The sequence below is a fragment of the Pseudomonas sp. CHM02 genome, from assembly GCF_000612585.1.
Classification (GTDB): domain Bacteria; phylum Pseudomonadota; class Gammaproteobacteria; order Pseudomonadales; family Pseudomonadaceae; genus Aquipseudomonas.
The window spans coordinates 118,504-140,464 of the sequence record NZ_JFCA01000010.1 but is presented as its reverse complement, the minus strand read 5'-3'; the positions used below and the strand labels follow the sequence as shown (position 1 = coordinate 140,464).

Below are 21,961 nucleotides of genomic sequence, written 5' to 3'. Positions count from 1 at the left end.
CAGATGGCCGGCTGTCAGCTTTTAACGCAAAGCGCTGAAGCTGCCGGTATGGGGCACGCATTGGTCCTGATGGCAGCTGATCGCAAAGGTTGGCTGCATACGGGTTTGTTCGACGCGGTAGGCGGCAGTCCCGTAAAGCGCGCTGGCGATGGCGCACAGGCTGAAAATCATCAGGTACTTTCTGGTTTTAATGCTCATGGCACAGACCTCTGAGCGGATCTACACGGTGCTATCCAAAGCATAGGTCAACCAGGCCGAGTTGCCATTATCGGGCGACATTCAACAGGTTTATGTCGATCTAGAGACCGACGTCCCACGCGGGCTCTTCCGGGAACCTCAGCACCAGGAAATCCAACAGGCTGCGCAGCGCCGACGGCATGTGCTTGCGCGAAGCGTACACCGCATAAATGTTCATCTGCCGGGGCTCGGCCTCGGGCAGCAGGCGCACCAGTTCGCCACGCCGGATGTAATCGCCGGCCTGGTAGCTGGGCAGCATCGACACCCCGGCCCCGGCCAGCGTCACGCGCAACAAAGTGCTGGCTTCGTTGGAGGTGATGTTGCCGCTGATCGGCACCGAGACATGCTCGCCCCCCTCTTCGAAATGCCACAGGCTTTTGCCGAAATAGGAATGGGTCAGGCAGTTGTGCCCGGCCAGGTCTTCGACTTTCTGCGGGGCCGGGTGCGCCTGCAGATAGGCCTGCGAGGCACACACCACCGAGCGGCACACAGTCAGGCGTCGCGCAATGAGGTTGGGGTCCAAATCGTTGCTGGTGCGGATCGCCAGGTCGATGCGTTCATCCACCAGGTTCACCGTACGGTCGAGCATTTGCAGGTCGACCGTCACCAGCGGGTAGCGCTTGACGTACTCGGCGATAGCGTCGGCCAATTGCGCCTGGCCGAACGAGGTGCTGACACTCAGGCGCAGCAGGCCGCGGGGCGCTTCATCCGGTTCGCTGACGGCGGCTTGCATATCGCCGCACAACTCCAGCAATTGTCGACAACGTGGCAAGGTCTCCCCGCCCGCCGCCGTGAGGCTGAGCTTGCGCGTGGTGCGGTGCAGCAGGCGCGCACCGACCCAGTCTTCCAGCTCGGCCAGGTAGCGCGACACCACCGGGCGCGACAGGTCCAGATGATCGGCAGCGGCGGACTGACTGCCGAGGTCCACCACCGTGACAAACACGCGCATTGCTTGAAGACGATCCATGATTTGCCCGATTTCAGAAACAAACTATGTCCCAGCATCGCATTTTTAGTCTGGTTTTGTGCAACTAAGCTCTGTGCATCCTTTACCGATGCTGGAGCTGCCCGATGTTCTCAACCTTCAAGCGCCTGACCCTGGCGACCGCCGCCCTGGCCTTCGCCGCCCATGCGGCCGCGGCCGACCTGAGCCTGGATGTGTACAACCCCGGCGAAGCCGCGATCTTCCCGGTCAGTTCGGTGCTGGTCAGCGGCACCAAGGACGCGATCCTGGTGGACGCCCAATTCGGCAAAGGCCAGGCCGAGCAACTGGTGCAGAAGATTCGCGCCAGCGGCAAACACCTCACCACCATCTACATCAGCCATGGCGACCCGGACTACTACTTCGGCCTCGACACCCTCACGTCGGCCTTCCCCGACGCCAAGGTGCTGGCCCCGCAACCGGTGGTCGACCACATCAAGGCGACCGTGGCCGGCAAGCTTGAGTTCTGGGGCCCGAAAATGGGGGCCGACAAACCCGCCAGGACCATCGTGCCGCAGGTCCTTCAAGGCCATAGCCTGAGCCTCGAAGGCCAGCAACTGGACGTGATCGGCCTGGACGGCCCGCAGCCGGATCGCAGCTTTGTGTGGATCCCGTCGATCAAGGCCGTGGTCGGTGGCGTAGTCGTCGCTGAAAACATTCACGTGTGGATGGCCGACACCCAGAGCGCGCAGTCCCACAAGGATTGGCTGGCGACCCTGCAACGTATCGAAGCGCTGAAACCGCGCACCGTGATCCCAGGCCACTACCTGGGCACACCGTCGCTGAAATCCGCGGCCTTTACCGCCGACTACATCAAAGCCTTCGACGCCGAGACGGCCAAGGCCAAGGACTCCGCCGCCCTGATCGCGGCCATGAAAAAGCGTTACCCCACCCTCGCCGACGAAAGCTCGCTGGAACTGAGCGCCAAAGTCGCCAAGGGTGAAATGAAGTGGTGAATGGTTTTAAACCCTAACGTACTGGAGAACGTCATGAGCAAGATTGCAATCATTGGGGCCACCGGCCGTGCTGGTAGCCAACTGCTGGAAGAAGCATTGCGTCGCGGGCATAGCGTTGTGGCCATCGCACGTAACACCGACAAACTGGCGGCGCGCCCTGGCGTCACCGTCAAGCAAGTGGATGCACTGGATGCAGCCGCCCTGCAACACGCCGTGAGCGGCAGCGATGTGGTGATCAGCGCGGCGCATTTCGCCACCCTGCCCGCCAACGCCGTGATCGGGCCGGTGAAAAAAGCCGGAGTGAAACGCCTGCTGGTGGTGGGCGGTGCCGGCTCACTGCTGCTGCCGGGTGGCGGTCGAGTGATCGACAGCGAAGGTTTCCCGGCTGAGTACAAAGCCGAAGCCAGCGCAGGGGCTGCGTTTCTCGACACGCTGCGTCAGGAAAAAGAGCTGGATTGGACCTTCCTGTCGCCCTCGGCCGAATTCGTCGAAACCGAGCGCACCGGCACATTCCGTGTGGGCCAGGACGATCTGCTGGTGAGCAGTGAAGGCCGCAGCTGGATCAGCTTTGCCGACTACGCCATCGCCTTGATCGACGAAGTGGAAACACCCAAGCACTCGCGCCAACGCTTCACCGTCGGCTACTGACACCCCCATTTGTAGGGGCTCGGCTTGCCGGCGATGGCGATTTCAAGGTCGCCATCGCCGGCAAGCCGGGCTCCTACAAGGGGGATTTGGCGTTCATGACCAGCCAGTTCATCAGGGCCTCCAGCCCTGCCGAAGGTTCGGTACCCGGTGGATACACCAGGTAATACCCCATCCCCGTCGGCACCCTCAGTTCAAACGGCGTCGCCAACCGCCCTGCCTTCAAATCCTCGCCAATCAACGCACTGTCGCCAATCGCCACGCCGGAACCTTGGGACGCCACCGTCATCGCCAGGTCCAGCGTTTCAAAATGATGCCCCTGGCTCAAATTGCTCAGTCGCGTATTCGCCGCCTTCAGCCACAGCGCCCAATCGCGCTCATCCCGCGTGGGGTGCAGCAGCACCTGTTGCTGCAAGTCTGCCGGGGTGTGCAAGGCACTGAGCAATGCCGGGGTGCACACCGGGGTGAGCTGTTCATCGAACAGGTGCCGTGCCTCGGCCGACTGCTCGGCGATGGGCGCATAGATCACCGCCGCGTCGAATTGCTCACGGCGAAAGTCAACGGTGTAGGCCACGGTGGTGGTGAGTTCCACCGGCACGTCCGGGCGCTCCTTCTGCCATTGCATCAGGCGCGGCAGCAGCCAGCGCATCACACAGGTGGAGGCCTTGAGTTGCAGGGTCTGGCGGCGACTGCCGATCTGCTCCACAGCCTCGCCGATCAGGCCGAACACCTGTTGTGCGCGCAGAGACCATTCGCGGCCCTCTTCGGTCAGGCTCAAGCCCCGCGCCTGGCGCTGGAACAGCGCGTAGCCCAGATGGCTCTCCAGCCCGGCAATCTGTCGGCTCACCGCGCCCTGGGTGATGTGCAATTGCTCGGCGGCACGCGTGAAGTTGCAGCACTGGGCCGTGACCCAGAAGGTATGCAGCGCGGGCAGCGGCGGAAGGCGTTTCATAAGGGCTGAGCCATGACGTGAGGACATGGCTAGTATGACTTTTTATCGATTGTTGCCGCTACGGGCCAGCCGGTCCAATAACGCCTTACCTCAACAATAAGAGCGACATGTATGGCGACCTGCGGCGAAGTATTGGTCAACCTCCTGGAAGGCTACGGCGTGGACCAGGTGTTTGGCATCCCCGGCGTGCACACCGTGGAACTGTACCGCGGCCTGGCCCGCTCCAGCATCCGTCACGTCACCCCGCGCCACGAACAGGGCGCCGGCTTCATGGCCGACGGTTATGCGCGTACCAGCGGCAAGCCCGGCGTGTGCTTCATCATCACCGGCCCCGGCATGACCAATATCACCACCGCCATGGGCCAGGCTTATGCCGACTCGATTCCCATGCTGGTGATTTCCAGCGTGCAGTCACGCAGCCAATTGGGCGGCGGGCGCGGCAAGTTGCATGAGCTGCCGAACCAGGGCGCGATGATGGCCGGCGTGGCGGCGTTCTCCCATACCCTGATGTCAGCGGCGGAATTGCCGGCCGTGCTGGCGCGGGCGTTTGCGTTGTTCCAGGCCGGACGACCACGCCCGGTGCACATCGAAATCCCGCTGGATGTACTGGTGGAAAATGCCGATGCACTGCTGGGCAGTGAGCCGGTCAGCGTGGCCCGTGCCGGTGCGGCGCCGTCGGCGGTCAAGCAGATGAGCCAGTTGCTCGCCGCCGCCAAGCGGCCCTTGATTCTCGCCGGTGGCGGCGCCATCGACGCGGCCCCGGCACTCACGCAACTGGCCGAGGCACTCGGCGCGCCGGTGGCCCTGACCATCAACGCCAAAGGCATGCTGCCCGCCCGCCATCCGTTGCTGATCGGCTCGACCCAGACCCTGGTCGCCACCCGCGCGTTGGTCGCCGAGGCAGACGTGGTGCTGGCCATCGGCACCGAACTGGCGGAAACCGACTACGACGTCACCTTCGCCGGCGGCTTCGAGATTCCCGGAGCATTGCTGCGCATCGACATCGACCCGGACCAGACTGTGCGCAACTACCCGCCGCAGGTGGCGCTGGTGGCCGATGCACAAATCGCCGCCGAGGCGTTGTTGAGCGCGCTGAGCAACAAGCCACTGCCGCCACGCAGCAGTGCCTGGGGCGCTGACCGTGTCGCACGCCTGTGGGCCGAACTGAACCCTACCTGGGACGCCGCTACCCGTGCGCAAACCCTGTTCCTCAACACCGTCCTGGAGACATTGCCCAACGCTGTGCTGGTCGGTGATTCGACCCAACCGGTGTACAGCGGCAACCTGACCCTGAACCTCGACCAGCCGCGCCGCTGGTTCAACTCGTCCACCGGCTACGGCACCCTGGGCTACGCCCTGCCCGCCGCCATCGGCGCTTGGCTGGGGCGGGGCGACGAGCAACCGGTGGTGTGCCTGATCGGCGATGGCGGGCTGCAATTCAGCCTGCCGGAATTGGCCAGCGCCGTGGAGGCACGCACGCCGATCATCGTGCTGCTGTGGAATAACCACGGCTATGAAGAGATCAAGAAATACATGGTCAACCGCGCCATCGAGCCGGTCGGCGTGGACATCTACACCCCGGACTTCATCGGCGTGGCCAAGGCGCTGGGCTGTGCTGCCGAAAGCATCCAGGGCATCGAGCCGTTGCGCACTGCATTGCGTGCCGCCGCGGATCGTCCGGGGCCGACGCTGATTGAAATCAACCAGGGGGTGTGGATGAAGGAGGTGGCGGTATGAGCGCGGTGTTGAACGGCATCTACATCGACGGTTCGTGGCGTGCCGGTGATGACGTACTTGAGGTGATCAACCCGGCCACCGAAGCCGTCCTGGCCGAGGTCAGCGTCGGCGATGCGCACGCCGTGACCCAGGCAGTCGACGCCGCCAGCGCGGCCTTCGTCGGCTGGTCGAAAAGCACCGGTCGCGATCGCGGCGCCCTGCTGCGCAAGATCGCCCAAGGTGTGAGCGAGCAACGCGAACAGCTGATGCACCTGCAGTCGAGCAACAACGGCAAGCCGCTGTTTGAAGCCGCGATCGATGTGGACGACGTGATCGCCACCTTCGAGTATTACGCCGCGGTGGCCGAAGACATGGACGCCGGCCAGGACCGTCCGGTGGCGCTGCCCAGCGATGATTTCAGTGCACGCCTGCGCCGTGAACCGTGCGGCGTGGTGGGGCTGATCGTGCCGTGGAATTTCCCGATGGTGACCACCGCCTGGAAACTCGCCCCGGCCCTGGCGGCCGGTTGCTGCGTGGTGCTCAAGCCGTCGGAAGTCACGCCGTTGGCGGAGTTGCAATTGGCGCGGATTATCGCCGAAGCGGGCTTGCCAGCCGGGGTGTTCAACCTGGTGTGCGGCACGGGCCTGGACGTCGGCGCGCCGCTGGCGGCGGATCGTCGAGTGGCGAAGATTTCCTTCACCGGCAGTAACGCCGTCGGCGTGCAGGTAATGCAGCGCGCAGCCGAGACCATCAAAGGCGTAAGCCTGGAATTGGGCGGCAAATCTTCGTTGCTGGTACTGGCGGATGCCGACCTGGACCTGGCGGTGGAACTGGCCTGTGGCGGCGGATTTTTCAACGCCGGCCAGATGTGCTCCGCCACCAGCCGCGTACTGGTGGCTGACAGCCTGGCGGATGAATTCCTGCTGCGGCTGCAGGCACGGGCTGAAGCTATCCGCGTGGCCGACCCGTTCGCCGATGAGGTGCAGATGGGCGCGTTGATCAACCGCGTGCAGTATCAGCGGGTGCTGGGGCATATCCAGCGCGGTATCGAAGACGGCGCCCGTTTGCTCTGCGGTGGCGAGCGGCCGGCGGATCTGCCGAAGGGCTTTTTCATTCGGCCGACGGTGTTTACCGATGTGCCGTTGGACAGCGCGCTGTGGAACGAAGAGATCTTCGGACCAGTCCTGTGTGTACGTGGTTTTGCCTCTGAGGAGGAAGCTATCGCGTTGGCCAATGCCAGTGATTTCGGCCTGGTGGCGAGCGTGGTCAGCCGCGACATCGAGGCCACTGAGCGCGTGGCGAATGCGTTGCAGGCCGGGCTGGTGTGGATCAACGCGCCGCAAGTGATCTTCCCGCAAACCGCATGGGGCGGTTACAAGCAGAGCAGTATCGGCCGGGAGCTGGGGCCGTGGGGGTTGGCGGCGTTTCAGGAGATCAAGCATGTGATCAGCTCTAACTGACGGCGCAGGTCAACTGTGGGAGGGGGCTTGCCCCCGATTGCAGTGTGTCAGTCAAAGCTGTTTCAACTGAACCACCGCTATCGGGGGCAAGCCCCCTCCCACATTTTGATCAGCGCAATTTTTAGATAGCCCCTGCGACTTTCTGATTTGCCCCCCTCCTCCCACCCATGGCCTGATTCGCCCTTATTCACTCAAGGCCGTCCCATGGAAACCGTTCACACAAAACCCACCACCGCCCTGTGGCTGATGATCAGCGTGGTGCTGGTCGCTCTCAACCTGCGTCCGTCGATGGCGGCCGTGGGCCCGCTGCTGTCGTCGATTCGCAGCGATGTACCGTTGAGTTTCAGCAGCGCAGCCTTGTTGACCATGTTGCCGGTGATGGCCATGGGCGTGGCGATGTTCTTTGGCATGGGCCTGGCCAAACGCTTTGGCGAGCACCGCAGCATTGTGGTTTCACTGCTGGTGATTGGCGCGGCCACGCTGTCGCGATTGTTCCTGGATTCGGCGCTGGAGTTGATCGTCAGCGCCATCGCCGCCGGGGTGGGGATTGCGATGATCCAGGCGTTGATGCCGGCGCTGATCAAATCGCGGTTCAGCGAAAACGTCTCGCTGTTCATGGGGCTGTACGTCACCGCGATCATGGGCGGCGCGGCGCTGGCGGCGTCGTTTGCACCGTTCGTGCAGGTGCAGACTGGCAGTTGGCGTATCGGCCTGGCGATCTGGGCGTTGCTCGCCTTGCTGGCGTTGGTGTTCTGGTCTGCGCAGCGCTCGGTATTGCCGCCGCTGCCCCACGCCGGGAACGATCCTCAGGCGTCGTTTATCGGTAATGGCCGCGCCTGGTTGCTGGCGATCTTTTTCGGCCTCGGCACCGCGTCCTACACCTGCGTACTCGCCTGGCTGGCGCCTTACTATGTGGAGCAAGGCTGGAGCGAACAGAACGCCGGGTTGCTGCTGGGCTTCCTGACAGCCATGGAAGTGGTGTCCGGTTTGATCACACCTGCCATCGCCAACCGTCGGCAGGATAAACGCGCCGTGGTGGCCGTTCTGCTGGTGCTGATCATCCTCGGCTTCTGCGGCTTGATTCTCAGCCCTCAACACCTGAGCCTGCTGTGGCCTTGCCTGCTGGGCCTGGGCATCGGCGGCCTGTTCCCGATGAGCCTGATCCTGTCCCTGGACCACCTGGACAACCCGCGCCGCGCCGGTGGCCTCACTGCGTTTGTGCAAGGCATCGGCTACCTGATTGCCGGGCTGTCGCCGCTGATCGCCGGCATGATCCGCGACCAATTGGGCAGCTTCGAATGGGCTTGGTGGTCACTGACCGCGGTGATCGTGGTGATGCTGCTGATCGTCACGCGCTTCAACCCTCGGCATTACGCACGGCATATTCGCTGACGTCGTGTTGCAAACAGTATTTGTCTCACACCAAACATAGAAACGTCCTACAGCGCTTTCTAATGGTACGTTCGTTCCGTTAAGCTTTTGCCCTTGTCGCGCACTGCCTCAGTGCCAAGGCTTACCGGACGGAATGGATGCTAAACAGTAACTTGCTCAGAAAGCTCGACATGCAGGATTTGATGGTGTTTATCGCCGTCTACGACCAGAGCAGCGTTACCGAGGTGTCCGAAACGCTGTTTGTCAGCCAGTCCACCGTGAGCTACAGCCTGAAGAAGCTGCGCACCAGCTTTGAAGACGAGCTGTTCATCAACACCCGGGCGGGCATGCGGCCGACGTACAAGGCCACCACCATGTATGGCCATGTGCAGAAAATCCTCGAGAGCATCAACCTGTGCCACGCCGGTGGCCAGGCGTTCGATCCGACCCAGAAAGCCGTGACCTTCAATGTCTGCGCGCCGGAATACTTCGAACAGTTGATCCTGCCCCGCCTGTTGAAGAACTTCGACCGCGCCGACCTGCCGGTGATCGTCAATGTGCGCAAACTGGAAACCGACATCCCCGCCGATGACCTGCGTGACGGTCGCCTCGACCTGGTGATCTGCTTCGGCCCCAACTTCCATCGCGCCCACAAAGACTTCCGCACCCAGATGCTGCTGGAGGATGATCTGGTGTGCGTCTTCGACAAGCGTTCGGCACCGCGGGAGCCGGCCTTCAGCCTGCACGCCTTCGTCGAGCGGCGCCACGTGTTCCCCACGCCGTGGACCTCCGACACCAACATGATCGACGGCTGGCTGGCGCGCCAGGCCCACAAGCGTCAGGTGATCGCCCGCGCCAACAGCTACAGCGCGGCGCTGAAGATGATCACCGGCACCGACTTCATCGTCACCCTGCCGCGCCGCGTGCAAAAGCTGCTGGCGCCGGCGACGGTGTTCGGCCACTGCGAAGCGCCCAATGGTTTGCCGGGGTTCACCCTGGAGATGCAGTGGAATGAAACCAGTGAACAGGACAGTGCCAATACCTGGTTCAGGGAACAGGTGGTCAAAGTCTGTGCGGATCAGGGTTTACTCTGAAACACCGCGCGCCCTGCAGGAGCTTGCTCGCGAAAAGGCCTGGGAGCGCCGCGTCAAACCAGAAGCGCTGCGTGATCGTTGACGTTCTTCGCGAGCAAGCTCGCTCCTACAGGGGGCGGTGGGCCTTGGGTCAGCCGATGGCGACTTTGCTGTAGGACTCGCGATCCATGTCTACCAGTTGAACACTCAGTTGAACCTGCACATTCTCCGGCCAATCACCCAGGTCCTGCAGTGCCGCCAGCAGGCTTTGCGACAATTGCTGCTTGACCTGCGTTGACCGCCCACTGAGCAGCGACAGCTTCACCGCGATAAAGCCACGCGGGTTGAGGGACGTGCCGACCTGGAAGCTCTCTACCTTGACCGCACGGCTTTTGATATCGAACTCGGAAGCGAACTGCCCGGACACCATCAGCACGTTGTTGAGCCGCAACAAGACTTTCTCGATGGCGAGGCCCGTGAGGTTGGCGGTGTATTCCAGGTGCAGGTGTGGCATGGATGACTCCGAGGCTTTCGTAGGAAGATTCCTAGATATACCACGGATAAAAGCATCAGGCCTTGTTCGCCAACCCTCGATCACTCATAAACGCTTCCAGCCGCGAACGCACCCAGCGCTCGGCAGGATCGGTGTCCACATGGCTGAGCCAGACCATGGACAAATCCAGGGTCGGCGTCTCGAACGGGAACGGCTCACAGAACAGGTGGCCCGACACTGCCATGGCCTCGGCGGTGTAATCCGGCAGGCTGGCGATCAGGTCGGTGCCGGCAAGCAGGGCCGGCAACGCGCTGTATTGCGGCACCGACAGCACCACATGGCGTTTGCGGCCGATTTCCGCCAGCCACTCATCGGCAAACCCGGCCACGTTGGCGGTGTGGGACACCAGCACATGGGGGCGTGAGCAATATTCATCGAGGGTCAGCGGTGTTTCAGAGGCATCGGCGCGCAGGATGCGCGGACGGATGTGGCGCAGCAGTTTGCGCTTGGCATTCGCCGGCAGGCCACGGGTCTGGGTGATGCCGACAGTGATATCGCCGGAAGCCAACAGGTCGGGAATGCGCCAGTAGTCCACATGCTGCACCACGAACACCACCAGCGGCGCTTCCTGGCGCAAGGCTCGCAGCAACGGCGGCAGCAGGCCGAACTCGACATCATCGGACAGGCCGATGCGAAAGGTCATGGTGCTGATGGACGGGTCGAAATCGTGGGTCAGGCTCAGGGCCGACGATAATGAATCCAGGGCCGGCGACAGGTGCTGGATGATTTCCTCGGCCCGTGCCGTCGGCTCCATGCGGTGGCCGACGCGAATGAACAGCGGGTCGTTGAACAAGGTGCGCAAGCGGTTGAGGGCCGAACTGATAGTCGGCTGGCCGAGAAACAGCTTCTCCGCGACCCGTGTCACGTTACGCTCGAGCATCAGTGCTTCGAACACCACCATCAGGTTGATGTCGGCCTTGCGTAATTCATTGCGATTCATCGGCGCCTGCCCCTTTCCCCAAGACAAGCCGCAGTTTAGAAAGCGCGGGAGGCTGCGTCTATGTGCGCACTGTTCATCCCGCGGCTTTGGGACTATAAATCAGCTCTCAAAGGTCGCAGGAACACCGCCGTGCTGGTCATTCTTGCCCTGAGCCTCCTGCTCGGTGGGTGTTTGCTCTGGGCCATCAAGTTCATCGCTCACCCCACTGCCAGGACACTATTGCGCGTGTTTGTCGGGTTATGCCTGGCGGCGGTCGTGGCTTACCTGGTGCTGGCTTCCGGGTTTCCGACTTCGCTGCTGGTCTGAGTGGTGCGCGGGCAGTTTGCGGTTCAGGGGCGTGCACAAAAATAGCTGTGAGAGCGGGCTTGCTTGTGAAAGCGGTGGGTCAGTCCACGCATCAGTCGACTGCTACACCGCCATCGCGGGCAAGCCCGCTCCCACAGTTGGAACGGGTTCGCCTTGAAGTCACGGCTTCAGCGGACGTTCCTGGTCGCGCTCGGAAAGCTCCGTCCCATCATCGGGATGCTTCCAGGTCTGCGGTTTTTCTTCCTCCCGCCGCCGGGGTTGCTCGCGTTCCGGCTCATCCCGTCGTTTCTGTTGATCAGTCATTGCCACCTCCCATCCGTAAGAATTGGTCACTTCTCCAGCATAGAACAGCAAACGCATGTTTGGCTTATAGCTGATTGATAGCTAATGCACATTAATCTATCCAAATTTGTCACTTATCATTTCTAAATGTGTCAGCCACTATGCTAGGTCTTAGGCGAAACAAGCACTTCAAAAAGAACGCTGGAGACACAAAACCATGACTAGCCCTACCCGGCCCGACTCTGCCCGTTCGAAAGTTGGTGCGGTATTCCGCGTTACTTCGGGCAACTTCCTCGAACAGTTCGACTTCTTTCTGTTCGGTTTCTACGCCACCTACATCGCTGCCGCGTTCTTCCCTGCCGCTAATGAGTTTGCGTCATTAATGATGACCTTCGCCGTGTTCGGCGCAGGCTTCCTGATGCGTCCGCTGGGCGCGATTATTTTGGGTGCCTATATCGATGACGTCGGTCGCCGCAAAGGGCTGATCGTGACCCTGTCGATCATGGCCAGCGGCACGCTGCTGATCGTGCTGGTGCCCGGTTACCACACCATCGGCTTGTGGGCCCCGCTGCTGGTACTGCTGGGCCGTCTGTTGCAGGGCTTCTCGGCCGGTGCGGAATTGGGCGGTGTGTCGGTGTACCTGTCTGAAATGGCCACGCCCGGCCGCAAAGGCTTCTACACCAGCTGGCAATCGGGCAGCCAACAGATCTCCATCGTGGTCGCCGCTGCGCTGGGTTATGGCCTGAACGTGTGGATGGAACCCGCCGTGGTGGCCGATTGGGGCTGGCGCATTCCGTTTGCCATCGGCTGCGTGATCATCCCGTTCATCTTTATCCTGCGTCGCAACCTGCAGGAAACCGAAGAATTCGCCAACCGCAAGCATCGCCCGAGCATGCGCGAAGTGCTGGCGACCCTGGTGAAGAACTGGACCGTGGTCATCGGCGGCATGCTGATGGTGGCCATGACCACCACCGCGTTCTACCTGATCACCGTGTACGCGCCGACCTTCGGCAAGACCGTGCTGCAACTGAGCACTTCCGATGCCTTGCTGGTAACCCTGCTGGTGGCCGTGTCGAACTTTGTCTGGCTGCCGATCGGCGGTACGTTGAGTGACCGCTTCGGTCGCAAGCCGGTGCTGATCGCCATGACCGTGCTGACCGTGCTCACGGCTTATCCCGCGCTGTCCTACGTGGTGAATTCGCCGAGCTTCGGCCATATGCTGGAAACCCTGCTGTGGTTCTCCTTCCTCTATGGCATGTACAACGGTGCGATGATCCCGGCCCTGACCGAAATCATGCCGGTCGAAGTACGCGTGGCGGGCTTCTCGCTGGCCTACAGCCTGGCGACCGCGATCTTCGGCGGCTTCACCCCGGCGATCTCCACCTGGTTCATTCACATCACCGAAGACAAGGCGTCGCCGGCCTACTGGATGATGTTTGCCGCGCTGTGCGCCCTGTGCTCGACCCTCGCGCTGTATCGCCGCGCCAACGCTCGCGGGCAGGTGATGCAGGGGGCGGCGTGATGCAGGCTCTGTTCAAGACCCTGACGACCCTGGCCCTCGGCGCGCTGGCGCTGACGGCCCAGGCCGAAACGCTCAAGGTGATGACGTCTGGCGGCTTCACCGCCGCGTATAAATTGCTCGGCCCGCAGTACGCCAAGCAAAGCGGTGACAGCCTCGACACCCTCCTCGGTCCGTCCATGGGCAAGGCGCCGGAAGCGATTCCCAACCGCCTGGCCCGCGGCGAACACGCCGACGTGGTGATCATGGTCGGCTACGCCCTGGATGACCTGATCAAGCAGGGCAAGGTCGACCCGGCCTCCCGCGTGGAACTGGCCGACTCGCGCATCGGCCTGGTGGTGAAGGAAGGTGCGGCAACACCAGCCATCGGGACTGACGCCGAGCTGAAAGCCACGCTGAGCAAGGCCAAGTCCGTGGCGTACTCGGACAGCGCCAGCGGTGTGTACGTCGAGAAAGAGCTGTTCAAAAAGCTCGGCATGCCCGCCAAGGGCACCATGATCGAACGCCTTCCGGTGGCCGAACAGGTTGCCAAGGGTGACTACGAAGTGGGCTTGCAGCAGGTAGCGGAATTGTTGCCGGTGCCGGGTGTGACCTATGTCGGCAAGATCCCGGAAGATGTGCAGTCGGTGACGCGCTTTGCCGCTGGGATTCCGGTCAACGCCGAGCACCCGGCGCAGGCCAAGGCGCTGCTGCATTACCTGGCTTCGCCCGAGGCGCAACCCGTGGTGCAATCCACCGGCCTGGACTCGGTGTCACGCTGAGCGAAACGGCATCTCCCGCACTAACCGCTCCAACTCCAGCGCCGCCGGCGGCAATGTCCGCCCGCGGCGTTTGATCAAGCCCACATTGCGCATCACCTGCGGCTCCACCAACGGCACGCTCACCAGAATCGGGTGTTCCATGGCCGGCATCGCAATCGACGGCACCATCGCCACGCCCAACCCCGCTTCCACCAGCCCGATCATCGTGGTCACGTGGTGCGTCTCGCAGATACTCGGTTTTTTCACCCGCACGCCGCGCAAGGCCTGGTCCAGCAGGAAGCGGTTGCCGGAGGTTTTGTCCACGGTGATGTAGTCGTGCTCATAGGCCTCGGCCCAGGTCACGCTGTCGCGTTGGGCCAACGGGTGATCGCGACGACAAGCCAGTACATAGCGCTCCTGCAGCAGCAGCTCGAACTCCACTTCATCGGCCAGGCTGCCACTGAAACTCACGCCAAAATCCGCCTCGCCACTTTCCACCGCATTGCACACCTCACCGGCACTGGCATCCAGCACCCGCAGGCGAATCTTCGGGTACAGCTTGTGGAACTCAGAGATCACGTGGGGCATGAAGTAATACGCGGTCGACGGCACGCAGGCGATGGTGACATTGCCCATGCGCGTGGACGCCACATTGCTGATGCCCATCAGCGCCACGTCGAGGTCGTCGAGCATGCGTTCGACCTGTGGCAGGAACGCGCGACCGACCATGGTCAGGCTGACGCGCCGGGTCGTGCGTTCGAACAGCTTCACGTCGAGGGCGGTTTCGAGCTTTTCGATCCGCCGGCTCAGGGCCGGTTGCGAGATACGGATGGCCTCGGCGGCGCCGCGGAAACTGCCCTTGTCTACCACGGCGCGGAAGGCCTGGAGGTCGTTGAGGTCGAAGTTGATGATCACGGGAGGGAAGCCAAAGTGGTCGGGGTGGCAAGCATTATCGTATGGGAGCCGATGGGGCGCCATGCGTACCGCAACCAGACTGCCCCGATAACCCTGCTACACATAGGCTTGCAGGGCAGCCCCTTTGACAGGTGCCGGCGGATTAATGCTCCCAAGCCTGCGGACCACTGAAAAACGCCTGCGCATTACTGTCCAGCGTCTCCAGGTGATAGCCCCCTTCCTGCACGATCACACACGGCAATCCCAGCCCTCGGATACTCTCCCCCAGCCGCGCAAACCCTTCTCGCGTCACGGCGACTTTGCTCTGCGGGTCCAGTTCGTAGATATCGAAACCCAGCGACAGCACCAACACATCCGCCGAGAAGTCCTTCACCGCCGCCAGGGCCCGTTGCAGTTTTTCGAAGAACACCGCCTCGCTGGCACCGTGGGGCATCGGCAGGTTGAGGTTGAAGCCTTCACCCGCCGCACTTCCGCGCTCCTCGGCGAAGCCGGCCACACCGGGATAGAAGTTGGTCGGGTCGCCATGGATCGACACATACAGCACGTCGTCGCGATCGTAGAAAATCTCCTGGATGCCTTGCCCATGGTGCATGTCGGTGTCGAGCACGGCGACGCGCTGGAAGCCTTCGCGCAGGGTTTGCGCCGCAACGGCCGCGTTGTTGATGTAACAGAACCCACCCGCCGCCTCGTAACGGGCGTGATGACCTGGCGGTCGGCACAGCGCATAGGCGGCCGGGGCGCCGTCGAGAATAGCCTTGGCGGCCGCGACGGCGCTCTGGGCCGACCAGTAGGCCGAACGCCAGGTGAGCTCACCGACGGGGCAACTGCCATCCGCCAGGTAGCGCGCAGCCTGGGCGAGGATGCCGCGCAAGGCGTTGGGTTCACGTACAAAGATGTTGGACATGACTTCATCGCCCCAATCTTCGGGGACTTCTTTCCAGCGCTGATGGGCTTCCTGAAGGAAGGTCAGGTACGGCGCACCGTGTACGGCCAGCAATGGACCGAGGCCGAAGTCCTGCGGCTGCTGGATATCGAAGCCCAGGGTCTGTGCCGCCAGCAACAGGTTGCGGGCACGTTCGGGGACTTCCTGCGGCGTGCGCATCTGGCCACGAGAGTAGTAGCTGCGCGGATGGTGCAGGAGTTGTTCGGGGTGAAAAAACGTACGCATGAAAAATCTCCTTACTGAACCTGGCCGGCGCGTTTCAACACGGCGTTGAGCAATACATCGGTGCCCTGGCGCACGTCCTCGGGCAACACGTCTTCGGCTTCGTTGTGACTGAGCCCGCCGACGCAAGGGATGAAAATCATCGCGGTCGGGCAGTAGCGCGCCAGGTGGATGGCATCGTGGCCGGCGCCACTGACGATGCGTTGCTGGCTGTAGCCCAAGGCGTCCACCGCGGTTTGCACACAGGCAACGCACTCGCTGTCGAATGGCGTGGCAGGGCTGATCCAGTGCGGGCTGACCGTTACGCTCAGGCCACGTTGCTCAGCGATAATCTGCAATCGTTGACGCACCTGTTGCTCCATGGCGTCGATCTCGCTGTCACGGTGATGGCGCAGGTCGACGGTAAAATTCAGCAGGCCGGGAATGGTATTTCGCGACGATTTGGCGATGCTCAATTCACCGACGGTGGTCAGGCCTTCCGGGGCAAAGTCCGCTGCCAGCGTTTCCAGCGCCTGGATCATTTGCGCGGCGCCATACAACGCATCTTTACGCAGCGGCATCGGCGTCGTGCCGGCGTGGGCGGCCATGCCCTCGACACGCACGTCCAGCCAGCGAATCGCCTGGCCGCCGGTGACCACGCCGATGCTCCTGGCATTGTCCTCAAGGATCGGGCCCTGCTCGATATGCGCTTCGAAATACGCATCCACCGCGCCACCCAATGGGCGTGAACCGTTGTAGCCCGTGGCGCGCAACGCCTCGGCCACGCTGATGCCGTCGACGTCCGCCGTGGCCAGGGCCTTGTCCAGCGCCAGGGTGCCGGTGAACACCGCCGAGCCGAGCATGGCCGGGGTAAAACGGGCGCCCTCCTCGTTGGTCCATACGGCGATTTCCAACGGTTTACGTGTCTGGATACCGTGATCGTCGAGGCTGCGGATCACTTCCAGGCCCGCCAGTACACCGTAGACCCCATCAAAGCGCCCGCCTTCGGGTTGGGTGTCGAGGTGGCTGCCCATCATGACCGGCGCCGCGTCCTTATCCGTACCGGCACGCCGGGCGAACACATTGCCGATGGCATCCACGCTCAACGTCAGCCCGGCGGCTGTGCACCAGTGGCTGAACAGCGCTCGACCGGCTTGGTCTTCGGCACTCAAGGCCAGGCGGCAACTGCCGCCGCGTGCCGTGGCGCCAACCTCGGCCATGGCCATCAGGCTGGCCCACAGGCGCTCGCCATTGATCTTCAACATTACACACTCTCCATCAAACGCTATGGGCCATCTCATGACGGTGGGCGATGGCGTGGCGGCGCGACAACGCCAGTACACACACCAGCGAGACCGCCGCGATCAAGCTGTAAAACACTGCCATCGGCCACCATTGGCCTTGGTATTCATGGGCCAGCCAGGTGCCGATCAACGGCGTGAGACCACCGGCCAACGCACCGCACACCTGGTACGCCAGGGAGATCGCCGTGTAGCGCACGCGGGTTTCAAACAGGCCACTGACAAACCCGGCGATCACGGCATAGAACGAGGCCATGCACACCACCGCCAAGGCGATACCAAGGATGATCAACAGCGCCTGGCCACTGCTGACCAGCACGAACATCGGATAAGGCGAAGCCATCGCCAATACGGTCATCGCACACAGGAAGCGCGTGGCACCGACTTTCTCCGCCACCCACGCGGCCAGCGGCTGGACGCAGAACTGAATAATGGCCACGAAGAACAGACACTCCAGAATCAACGAGCGCGGCAGGCCCAGTTGCTGAGTGCTGTAGGCAATCATGAAGGTATTGGTGAAATACACGCCGGCGATGCCCAAGGTATTCGCGCCGATGCACAGCAACAGCGGGCGCCAGGCGGTTTTCAGCACTTCGATCACCGGGGCCTGGTCTTGCTTGATGGCCCGCGCTTTTTCCGCGAGGGCTTTGTCTTCGAGGAATTCAGGCGATTCATTCACTCCCAGGCGAATCGCCAGGCCGACCACCAACAGCAAGGCACTGGCGAGGAACGGCACGCGCCAGCCCCAACTGAGCAAATCTTCTTCCGGCAGACGGGTGACCGCACTGAAGGCAAGCAGCGACAGGATCAACCCCGCCGGGCTGCCCAACTGCGCGAAGGAGGCAAAGAAGTTACGCCGACCTTTCGGTGCATGCTCACCGGCCATTAACACCGCCCCGCCCCACTCGCCGCCGACGGCAATGCCTTGCACCACGCGCAGCAGGATCAGTAGCACCGGTGCCGCAGCGCCGATCTGGGCGTAGGTCGGCAACATACCAATGCACACGGTGACCACTCCCATCATCACCAGGGTGATCACCAGGGATTTCTTGCGCCCGATCCGGTCGCCGATATGCCCGAACACAATGCCACCCAACGGTCGCGCGAAGAAGCCCACGGCAAAGGTGCCGAACGCGGCCATGGTGCTGAACAGTTTGTCTTCGGAGGGGAAAAACAGTTGACCAAACACCAGCGCGGCGGCGGTGGCGTAGATGTAGAAGTCGTACCACTCGATCATGGTGCCGATAAAAGCGGCGGCCGCAGCACGGCGAGGCTGGGGCGAAGCGGAAGGCTTCATGGGGCTGGCTCCTTTGGTTATTTTTTTGGCAGGAGAAAGGTCAAACGCATGCGCTCTGAGGGCGCTTGTTAAAGAAGATTTATCGTCCCTGGGGCTATGATTAGTCAATTTTCTATTTATTATTCCGATTATAAATCCTGCTTATTATTGAGCTGCGCCATGTCCGACACCCGCCGCGATATTCATCCATTGCTCAACGACCGCCTGGATTGGAACCTGCTGCGCACCTTCCGCGTGATCGGCCAGGAGCTGAGCATCAGTCGTGCCGCTGCGCGCCTGCACCTGACTCAGCCAGCGATCAGCCAGGCGCTCAAACGCCTCGAGGAACAACTCGACTGCCAGCTCATCGCCCGTCGCGGCCCACGCTTTGTACTCACCGAAGCCGGCGAACAGATCTTCGCCATCGCCGGCGAGATGTACGGCCAGGTCTCACAGATGAGCAACGCCTTGCAAAAGCCCGGTGACGAAGTGCTCGGCAAGGTGCGTTTGCTGATGATCAGCCGCATCAATTCGGACATCTTCGATGAATTTCTCGCCGACTTTCACCGCGATCATCCCCGGGTAGACCTGGAGGTCGAGGTGATGCGCAGCTCGGACATCGTCGCCGCCCTCCTGGAAAAAACCGCGACCCTGGGCTTGAGCCTCAACCGCCGACCGCAGCCGCGCCTGGAGCAGCACCTGTTTTTGCGTCAACGCTATGCGTTTTTTTGCGGACGGCACCATCCGCTGTTCGGGCGCACCGGCTTGTCGGAGGGGGATCTGCAGTCGGAGAATTTCGTGAGTTTCACCAGCGACCAGATTGGCGGGATGCTGTCGCCCCTGACGATATTCCGGGATCAGCAGGGGTTCAGCGGGCGGATCGTGGCATCGTCCTCAAGCCTGGAAGAAGTGCGGCGGTTGGTGATTGCCGGATTCGGTCTGGGCTGTTTACCGATTCATGTCGTCGCGCAGGATGTGAAGAACGGGCTGCTGTGGCGCCTGCCGCCGGATGAAGGGATCGCGGACGTGGATATTCATCTGCTGTGGAATCGGGAGCAGAAGATGAGCCGGGCGGAGGGCGTGTTTATCGACAGCCTCGGAAGACGGTTAGCCCAGTAGGGTTTTCTCTGCGCTACGGGCCATGATTTGCAGGTCTTCGACCGGGTTCCTGCCAATCAGCATGAAGCCATGAGATACGCTGGACCAATACACGACATTCATCCCCCGCCGCTGCTCAGTCGCCAAGGTCGCCGGGCCTTTCTTGTTGGCGGTGATGCACAACGCCAATGGACCGTGGCGCGGGTCCAGATAGGTCAATTGGCCGATCAGCACACCGTCATAGTCGAGGATCTGCGCACGCCGGAACTCGGCACCAGGCAGGTCCACGGACTCAGGGGACAACGGCAAGCCCAATTGCGCGCCCACTGAACTCAGTTGCGCAAGGTGGGCGGCCTGATCGGTACTGAGATTTTCCAGGGTCTGCGGCGTATACAACGCCATGTATTGCGCCACCGAAGCGCGCCAGCCCTGGTCAGGCTCCGCGTGGGACAAGGCCATGAACAGGCGGTCGGCGGCTATGCCCGCTACCGCGAAACTGGCGGCAATGGCAAGGAAACGGCGCCGACTCAGGGCTGGAATTGCTGCCGGTGGCAAGGTGTTGAGCATCGCCTGCAGACGCTCGGTTGGCGCTTGCTCCAGAAGGCTGTCGAACGCGGCCTTGTAGGGCATATCAGCGCACTGCAATGCCTCCAGGCGCGCAGCGACCGCGGGCTGCGTGCGGACCTGCTCGGCGATCAACTGGCGTTGATCAGCGTCCAGCTCACCATCCAGATAAGCCACCAACAGCTCATCAGAGGGTAGGTGTGTGTCAGTCATCGCCGTTCTCCGCTGTTTTTTTCCGCCTGGGCTTTTGCAGGTGCCGTCTCGGCAAGCCTGGCGCGTGCAGCCGCAAGCCGGCTCATGACCGTACCCACCGGTATATGCAAAACGTCGGCAATTTCCTTGTACGAAAGCCCTTCGACATAGGCGAGAAAAACCGTTTCCCGCTGCGCCTCAGGCAGCCCGTTGACGCGTTTGATCACCTGCGCGGCCAGCACCTGGTCCTGGGCCAGGCTTTCGCCATCGAACGACAACGCCTGCTCCGCCTCCACGAAGCCCTGTCCCTGGCGAACCCGCTGCGAACGCAGCTCGTTAAGCCAGATCGAATGCATGATAGCCAGCAGCCAACGGTCCAAACGCGTGCCGGCGGCGAACTGCCCGGCACGCTCCAGCGCGCGTACGCAGGTAGCCTGCACCAGATCTTCGGCCACGTGCTTTTGCCGCGACAACACCCACCCATATCGCCATAGACGCGGCAACAGCAGGCCCAACTCGCGACGAAACTCAGCCTCTCTGTCGATGGCTGCCCCCTGCTGGCTCACGCATCGGTTTCAAGCCTGCGGGGCGGCGGCGATGGCTTCGGCCAAGTCTTCGTACTCTTCGCAGGTCGTGCTGCACAAGGCCTTGATCTTCAGCAATTGCTCTTGTGCCAAATCGACTCGGCCCTTGATCACGTAGGCCTCCCCCAAGTACTCGCGAACCTGGGCGTAGTTGGGGTCGAGCGCGACCGATTTCAGGTAATAACCGATGCCTTCATCGGTGCGCCCCAGTTTGCGCGTGGCGTAACCGCGATAATTGAGGGCCTTGGCGGTGTTCGGGTTTTGCAGGGTGTCGAGCAGGGTTAGGGCCTCGTCGTAGCGCCCGTCCTTGGCCAAGCGATAGGCGTAGTCGGTACGGTCGGCGTCCGAAGGGGCTTTGCTGGTTTGCAGCACGCATTTTCCGGTCTTGGTGTCCCAAACCTGGCCTTTGGGGCAGTTGGGCTTGGGCGGTGCTGACTCGTCACCGGATGCGTGGGCTTGACCGGCAAGTAACGCGGCAGCCAGGCACGCGCCGAAGAACCGCGCAGCACGGTAAGAGACGGAGTGTTCGTGGCGGTGACTCATGATTGTCATGCTCCGTAGCGATAGGTAGGAAACATCACTTTTGAAACACATTGCGTGAACCCGGCAGCATTCGGCGCAACGTGCTGTCGCCCATGACAAAGTGATGCCAGAGCGCAGCCATCGCATGCAGGCCTGCCAGCAGGATAATCGCCCAGGCCACAGTGTTATGCAGGCCGCCAAGGGTGCCCCGCCCGTCGTGATCGATCACAAAGGGCGCAGGAACAGGGAACAGCCCGAAAAAGGTAAAGGGTTCACCTTGAGCCCAGCGAAACAGGAAGCCCAACGCAATCTGCACCAGCAACAACAGGTACAGACAACCATGCGCCATTTTCGCCAGCAGGTTAAGCGCTGGGTGACTGTCGGCCTTCGGGCGATTGCCGCCGAACACACGCCACACAATCCGTACGACGATCAACAATGCCATGGCTATGCCAAGGGAAATATGCACCGATTGCAGGCCCTTGCGCAGCGGCGTGCCCTTCTCCAGGTTTTCCCAGATATGCGCACTGGCAAACATGAAGATCACCACGGCAGCGGTGAGCCAGTGAAAGAGGCGGGTCAGGCGGTCGTAGCGGTCGGCAGCGTGGTTCATGGGCGTTTCCTGGGTGGTCT

General features: G+C 62.2%; 24 protein-coding genes. 11 read left to right on the top strand and 13 right to left on the bottom strand.

Going from position 1 to position 21,961, the window contains the following annotated elements:
• On the top strand, positions 1-213 hold a 213-nt coding region (locus tag BM70_RS33455; protein ID WP_218187289.1), incomplete at its 5' end, for a hypothetical protein.
• Positions 214-298: 85 nt separating this feature from the next.
• Here BM70_RS33455 and BM70_RS0107520 read toward each other — a convergent pair.
• A complete protein-coding gene (locus tag BM70_RS0107520) occupies positions 299-1,204 on the bottom strand; it encodes a LysR family transcriptional regulator (RefSeq protein WP_025855428.1) in 906 nt (301 codons plus the stop codon).
• 104 nt (positions 1,205-1,308) lie between these two features.
• Here BM70_RS0107520 and BM70_RS0107515 point away from each other — a divergent pair, with 104 nt between their 5' ends.
• Together BM70_RS0107515 and BM70_RS0107510 are read left to right on the top strand one after the other, a co-directional pair.
• Positions 1,309-2,175, top strand: coding sequence for an MBL fold metallo-hydrolase (locus BM70_RS0107515; protein ID WP_025855427.1), 867 nt, complete (start codon positions 1,309-1,311; stop codon positions 2,173-2,175).
• A gap of 33 nt (positions 2,176-2,208) precedes the next feature.
• A complete protein-coding gene (locus BM70_RS0107510) occupies positions 2,209-2,823 on the top strand; it encodes an NAD(P)-dependent oxidoreductase (RefSeq protein ID WP_025855426.1) in 615 nt (204 codons plus the stop codon).
• Positions 2,824-2,896: 73 nt separating this feature from the next.
• Here the strand turns inward: BM70_RS0107510 and BM70_RS0107505 are convergent, their stop codons facing one another.
• Complete coding sequence (locus BM70_RS0107505; protein ID WP_025855425.1) at positions 2,897-3,772, bottom strand: LysR substrate-binding domain-containing protein; 876 nt, start codon at positions 3,770-3,772, stop codon at positions 2,897-2,899.
• A gap of 111 nt (positions 3,773-3,883) precedes the next feature.
• Here BM70_RS0107505 and BM70_RS0107500 point away from each other — a divergent pair, with 111 nt between their 5' ends.
• The 4 genes from BM70_RS0107500 to BM70_RS0107485 all read left to right on the top strand — a co-directional run bounded on the left by BM70_RS0107500 (position 3,884) and on the right by BM70_RS0107485 (position 9,413).
• The gene (locus tag BM70_RS0107500) at positions 3,884-5,509 is read left to right on the top strand and encodes a 5-guanidino-2-oxopentanoate decarboxylase (RefSeq protein ID WP_025855424.1); all 1,626 of its coding nucleotides are present in this window, start codon (positions 3,884-3,886) and stop codon (positions 5,507-5,509) included.
• Complete coding sequence (locus BM70_RS0107495; RefSeq protein WP_025855423.1) at positions 5,506-6,948, top strand: aldehyde dehydrogenase family protein; 1,443 nt, start codon at positions 5,506-5,508, stop codon at positions 6,946-6,948. The genes BM70_RS0107500 and BM70_RS0107495 overlap by 4 nt, the downstream gene beginning before the upstream one ends.
• Positions 6,949-7,152: 204 nt before the next feature.
• Positions 7,153-8,340 carry a cyanate transporter gene (locus BM70_RS0107490; RefSeq protein WP_025855422.1) on the top strand — a complete coding sequence of 396 codons (1,188 nt, stop codon included), beginning with the start codon at positions 7,153-7,155 and terminating at the stop codon, positions 8,338-8,340.
• Between the two features lie 137 nt (positions 8,341-8,477).
• Positions 8,478-9,413, top strand: a complete 936-nt coding sequence (locus tag BM70_RS0107485; protein ID WP_025855421.1) for a LysR family transcriptional regulator — start codon at positions 8,478-8,480, stop codon at positions 9,411-9,413.
• 130 nt (positions 9,414-9,543) lie between these two features.
• Here the strand turns inward: BM70_RS0107485 and BM70_RS0107480 are convergent, their stop codons facing one another.
• A complete protein-coding gene (locus BM70_RS0107480; RefSeq protein WP_025855420.1) occupies positions 9,544-9,906 on the bottom strand; it encodes a 5-carboxymethyl-2-hydroxymuconate Delta-isomerase in 363 nt (120 codons plus the stop codon).
• A gap of 55 nt (positions 9,907-9,961) precedes the next feature.
• On the bottom strand, positions 9,962-10,885 hold the full coding sequence (locus tag BM70_RS0107475) for a LysR substrate-binding domain-containing protein (RefSeq protein WP_025855419.1): 924 nt from the start codon (positions 10,883-10,885) through the stop codon (positions 9,962-9,964).
• Positions 10,886-11,014: 129 nt separating this feature from the next.
• On the opposite strand from BM70_RS0107475, the gene BM70_RS33310 reads away from it, so the two are divergent.
• Complete coding sequence (locus BM70_RS33310) at positions 11,015-11,191, top strand: hypothetical protein (protein ID WP_177326536.1); 177 nt, start codon at positions 11,015-11,017, stop codon at positions 11,189-11,191.
• Between the two features lie 159 nt (positions 11,192-11,350).
• Here the strand turns inward: BM70_RS33310 and BM70_RS33305 are convergent, their stop codons facing one another.
• Positions 11,351-11,494 carry a hypothetical protein gene (locus BM70_RS33305; RefSeq protein ID WP_177326535.1) on the bottom strand — a complete coding sequence of 48 codons (144 nt, stop codon included), beginning with the start codon at positions 11,492-11,494 and terminating at the stop codon, positions 11,351-11,353.
• 196 nt (positions 11,495-11,690) lie between these two features.
• On the opposite strand from BM70_RS33305, the gene BM70_RS0107465 reads away from it, so the two are divergent.
• Together BM70_RS0107465 and BM70_RS0107460 are read left to right on the top strand one after the other, a co-directional pair.
• Complete coding sequence (locus BM70_RS0107465; protein WP_025855418.1) at positions 11,691-12,995, top strand: MFS transporter; 1,305 nt, start codon at positions 11,691-11,693, stop codon at positions 12,993-12,995.
• Complete coding sequence (locus BM70_RS0107460) at positions 12,995-13,753, top strand: substrate-binding domain-containing protein (RefSeq protein ID WP_025855417.1); 759 nt, start codon at positions 12,995-12,997, stop codon at positions 13,751-13,753. Before BM70_RS0107465 ends, BM70_RS0107460 begins: the two co-directional genes overlap by 1 nt.
• On the opposite strand, the gene BM70_RS0107455 is transcribed toward BM70_RS0107460, so the two are convergent.
• From BM70_RS0107455 to BM70_RS0107440, 4 genes are all read right to left on the bottom strand, one after another.
• On the bottom strand, positions 13,745-14,647 hold the full coding sequence (locus BM70_RS0107455; RefSeq protein ID WP_025855416.1) for a LysR family transcriptional regulator: 903 nt from the start codon (positions 14,645-14,647) through the stop codon (positions 13,745-13,747). The genes BM70_RS0107460 and BM70_RS0107455 overlap by 9 nt on opposite strands.
• Positions 14,648-14,789: 142 nt before the next feature.
• A complete protein-coding gene (locus tag BM70_RS0107450) occupies positions 14,790-15,815 on the bottom strand; it encodes a histone deacetylase family protein (protein ID WP_025855415.1) in 1,026 nt (341 codons plus the stop codon).
• 11 nt (positions 15,816-15,826) lie between these two features.
• Positions 15,827-17,056 carry a Zn-dependent hydrolase gene (locus BM70_RS0107445; RefSeq protein ID WP_025855414.1) on the bottom strand — a complete coding sequence of 410 codons (1,230 nt, stop codon included), beginning with the start codon at positions 17,054-17,056 and terminating at the stop codon, positions 15,827-15,829.
• A gap of 13 nt (positions 17,057-17,069) precedes the next feature.
• On the bottom strand, positions 17,070-18,389 hold the full coding sequence (locus BM70_RS0107440; RefSeq protein ID WP_025855413.1) for an MFS transporter: 1,320 nt from the start codon (positions 18,387-18,389) through the stop codon (positions 17,070-17,072).
• A gap of 159 nt (positions 18,390-18,548) precedes the next feature.
• Between BM70_RS0107440 and BM70_RS0107435 the strand changes: the two genes are divergently transcribed.
• On the top strand, positions 18,549-19,487 hold the full coding sequence (locus BM70_RS0107435) for a LysR family transcriptional regulator (protein ID WP_025855412.1): 939 nt from the start codon (positions 18,549-18,551) through the stop codon (positions 19,485-19,487).
• Here BM70_RS0107435 and BM70_RS0107430 read toward each other — a convergent pair.
• From BM70_RS0107430 to BM70_RS0107415, 4 genes are read right to left on the bottom strand one after another with little or no spacing between them, the layout of a single operon-like run.
• Positions 19,476-20,243, bottom strand: coding sequence for an anti-sigma factor (locus tag BM70_RS0107430; protein ID WP_025855411.1), 768 nt, complete (start codon positions 20,241-20,243; stop codon positions 19,476-19,478). The genes BM70_RS0107435 and BM70_RS0107430 overlap by 12 nt on opposite strands.
• Complete coding sequence (locus BM70_RS0107425; RefSeq protein WP_025855410.1) at positions 20,240-20,737, bottom strand: RNA polymerase sigma factor; 498 nt, start codon at positions 20,735-20,737, stop codon at positions 20,240-20,242. The genes BM70_RS0107430 and BM70_RS0107425 overlap by 4 nt, the downstream gene beginning before the upstream one ends.
• A 60-nt stretch (positions 20,738-20,797) precedes the next feature.
• Positions 20,798-21,349, bottom strand: a complete 552-nt coding sequence (locus tag BM70_RS0107420; RefSeq protein ID WP_025855409.1) for a tetratricopeptide repeat protein — start codon at positions 21,347-21,349, stop codon at positions 20,798-20,800.
• Positions 21,350-21,383: 34 nt separating this feature from the next.
• Complete coding sequence (locus BM70_RS0107415) at positions 21,384-21,941, bottom strand: cytochrome b (protein WP_025855408.1); 558 nt, start codon at positions 21,939-21,941, stop codon at positions 21,384-21,386.
• Positions 21,942-21,961: the final 20 nt, after the last annotated feature.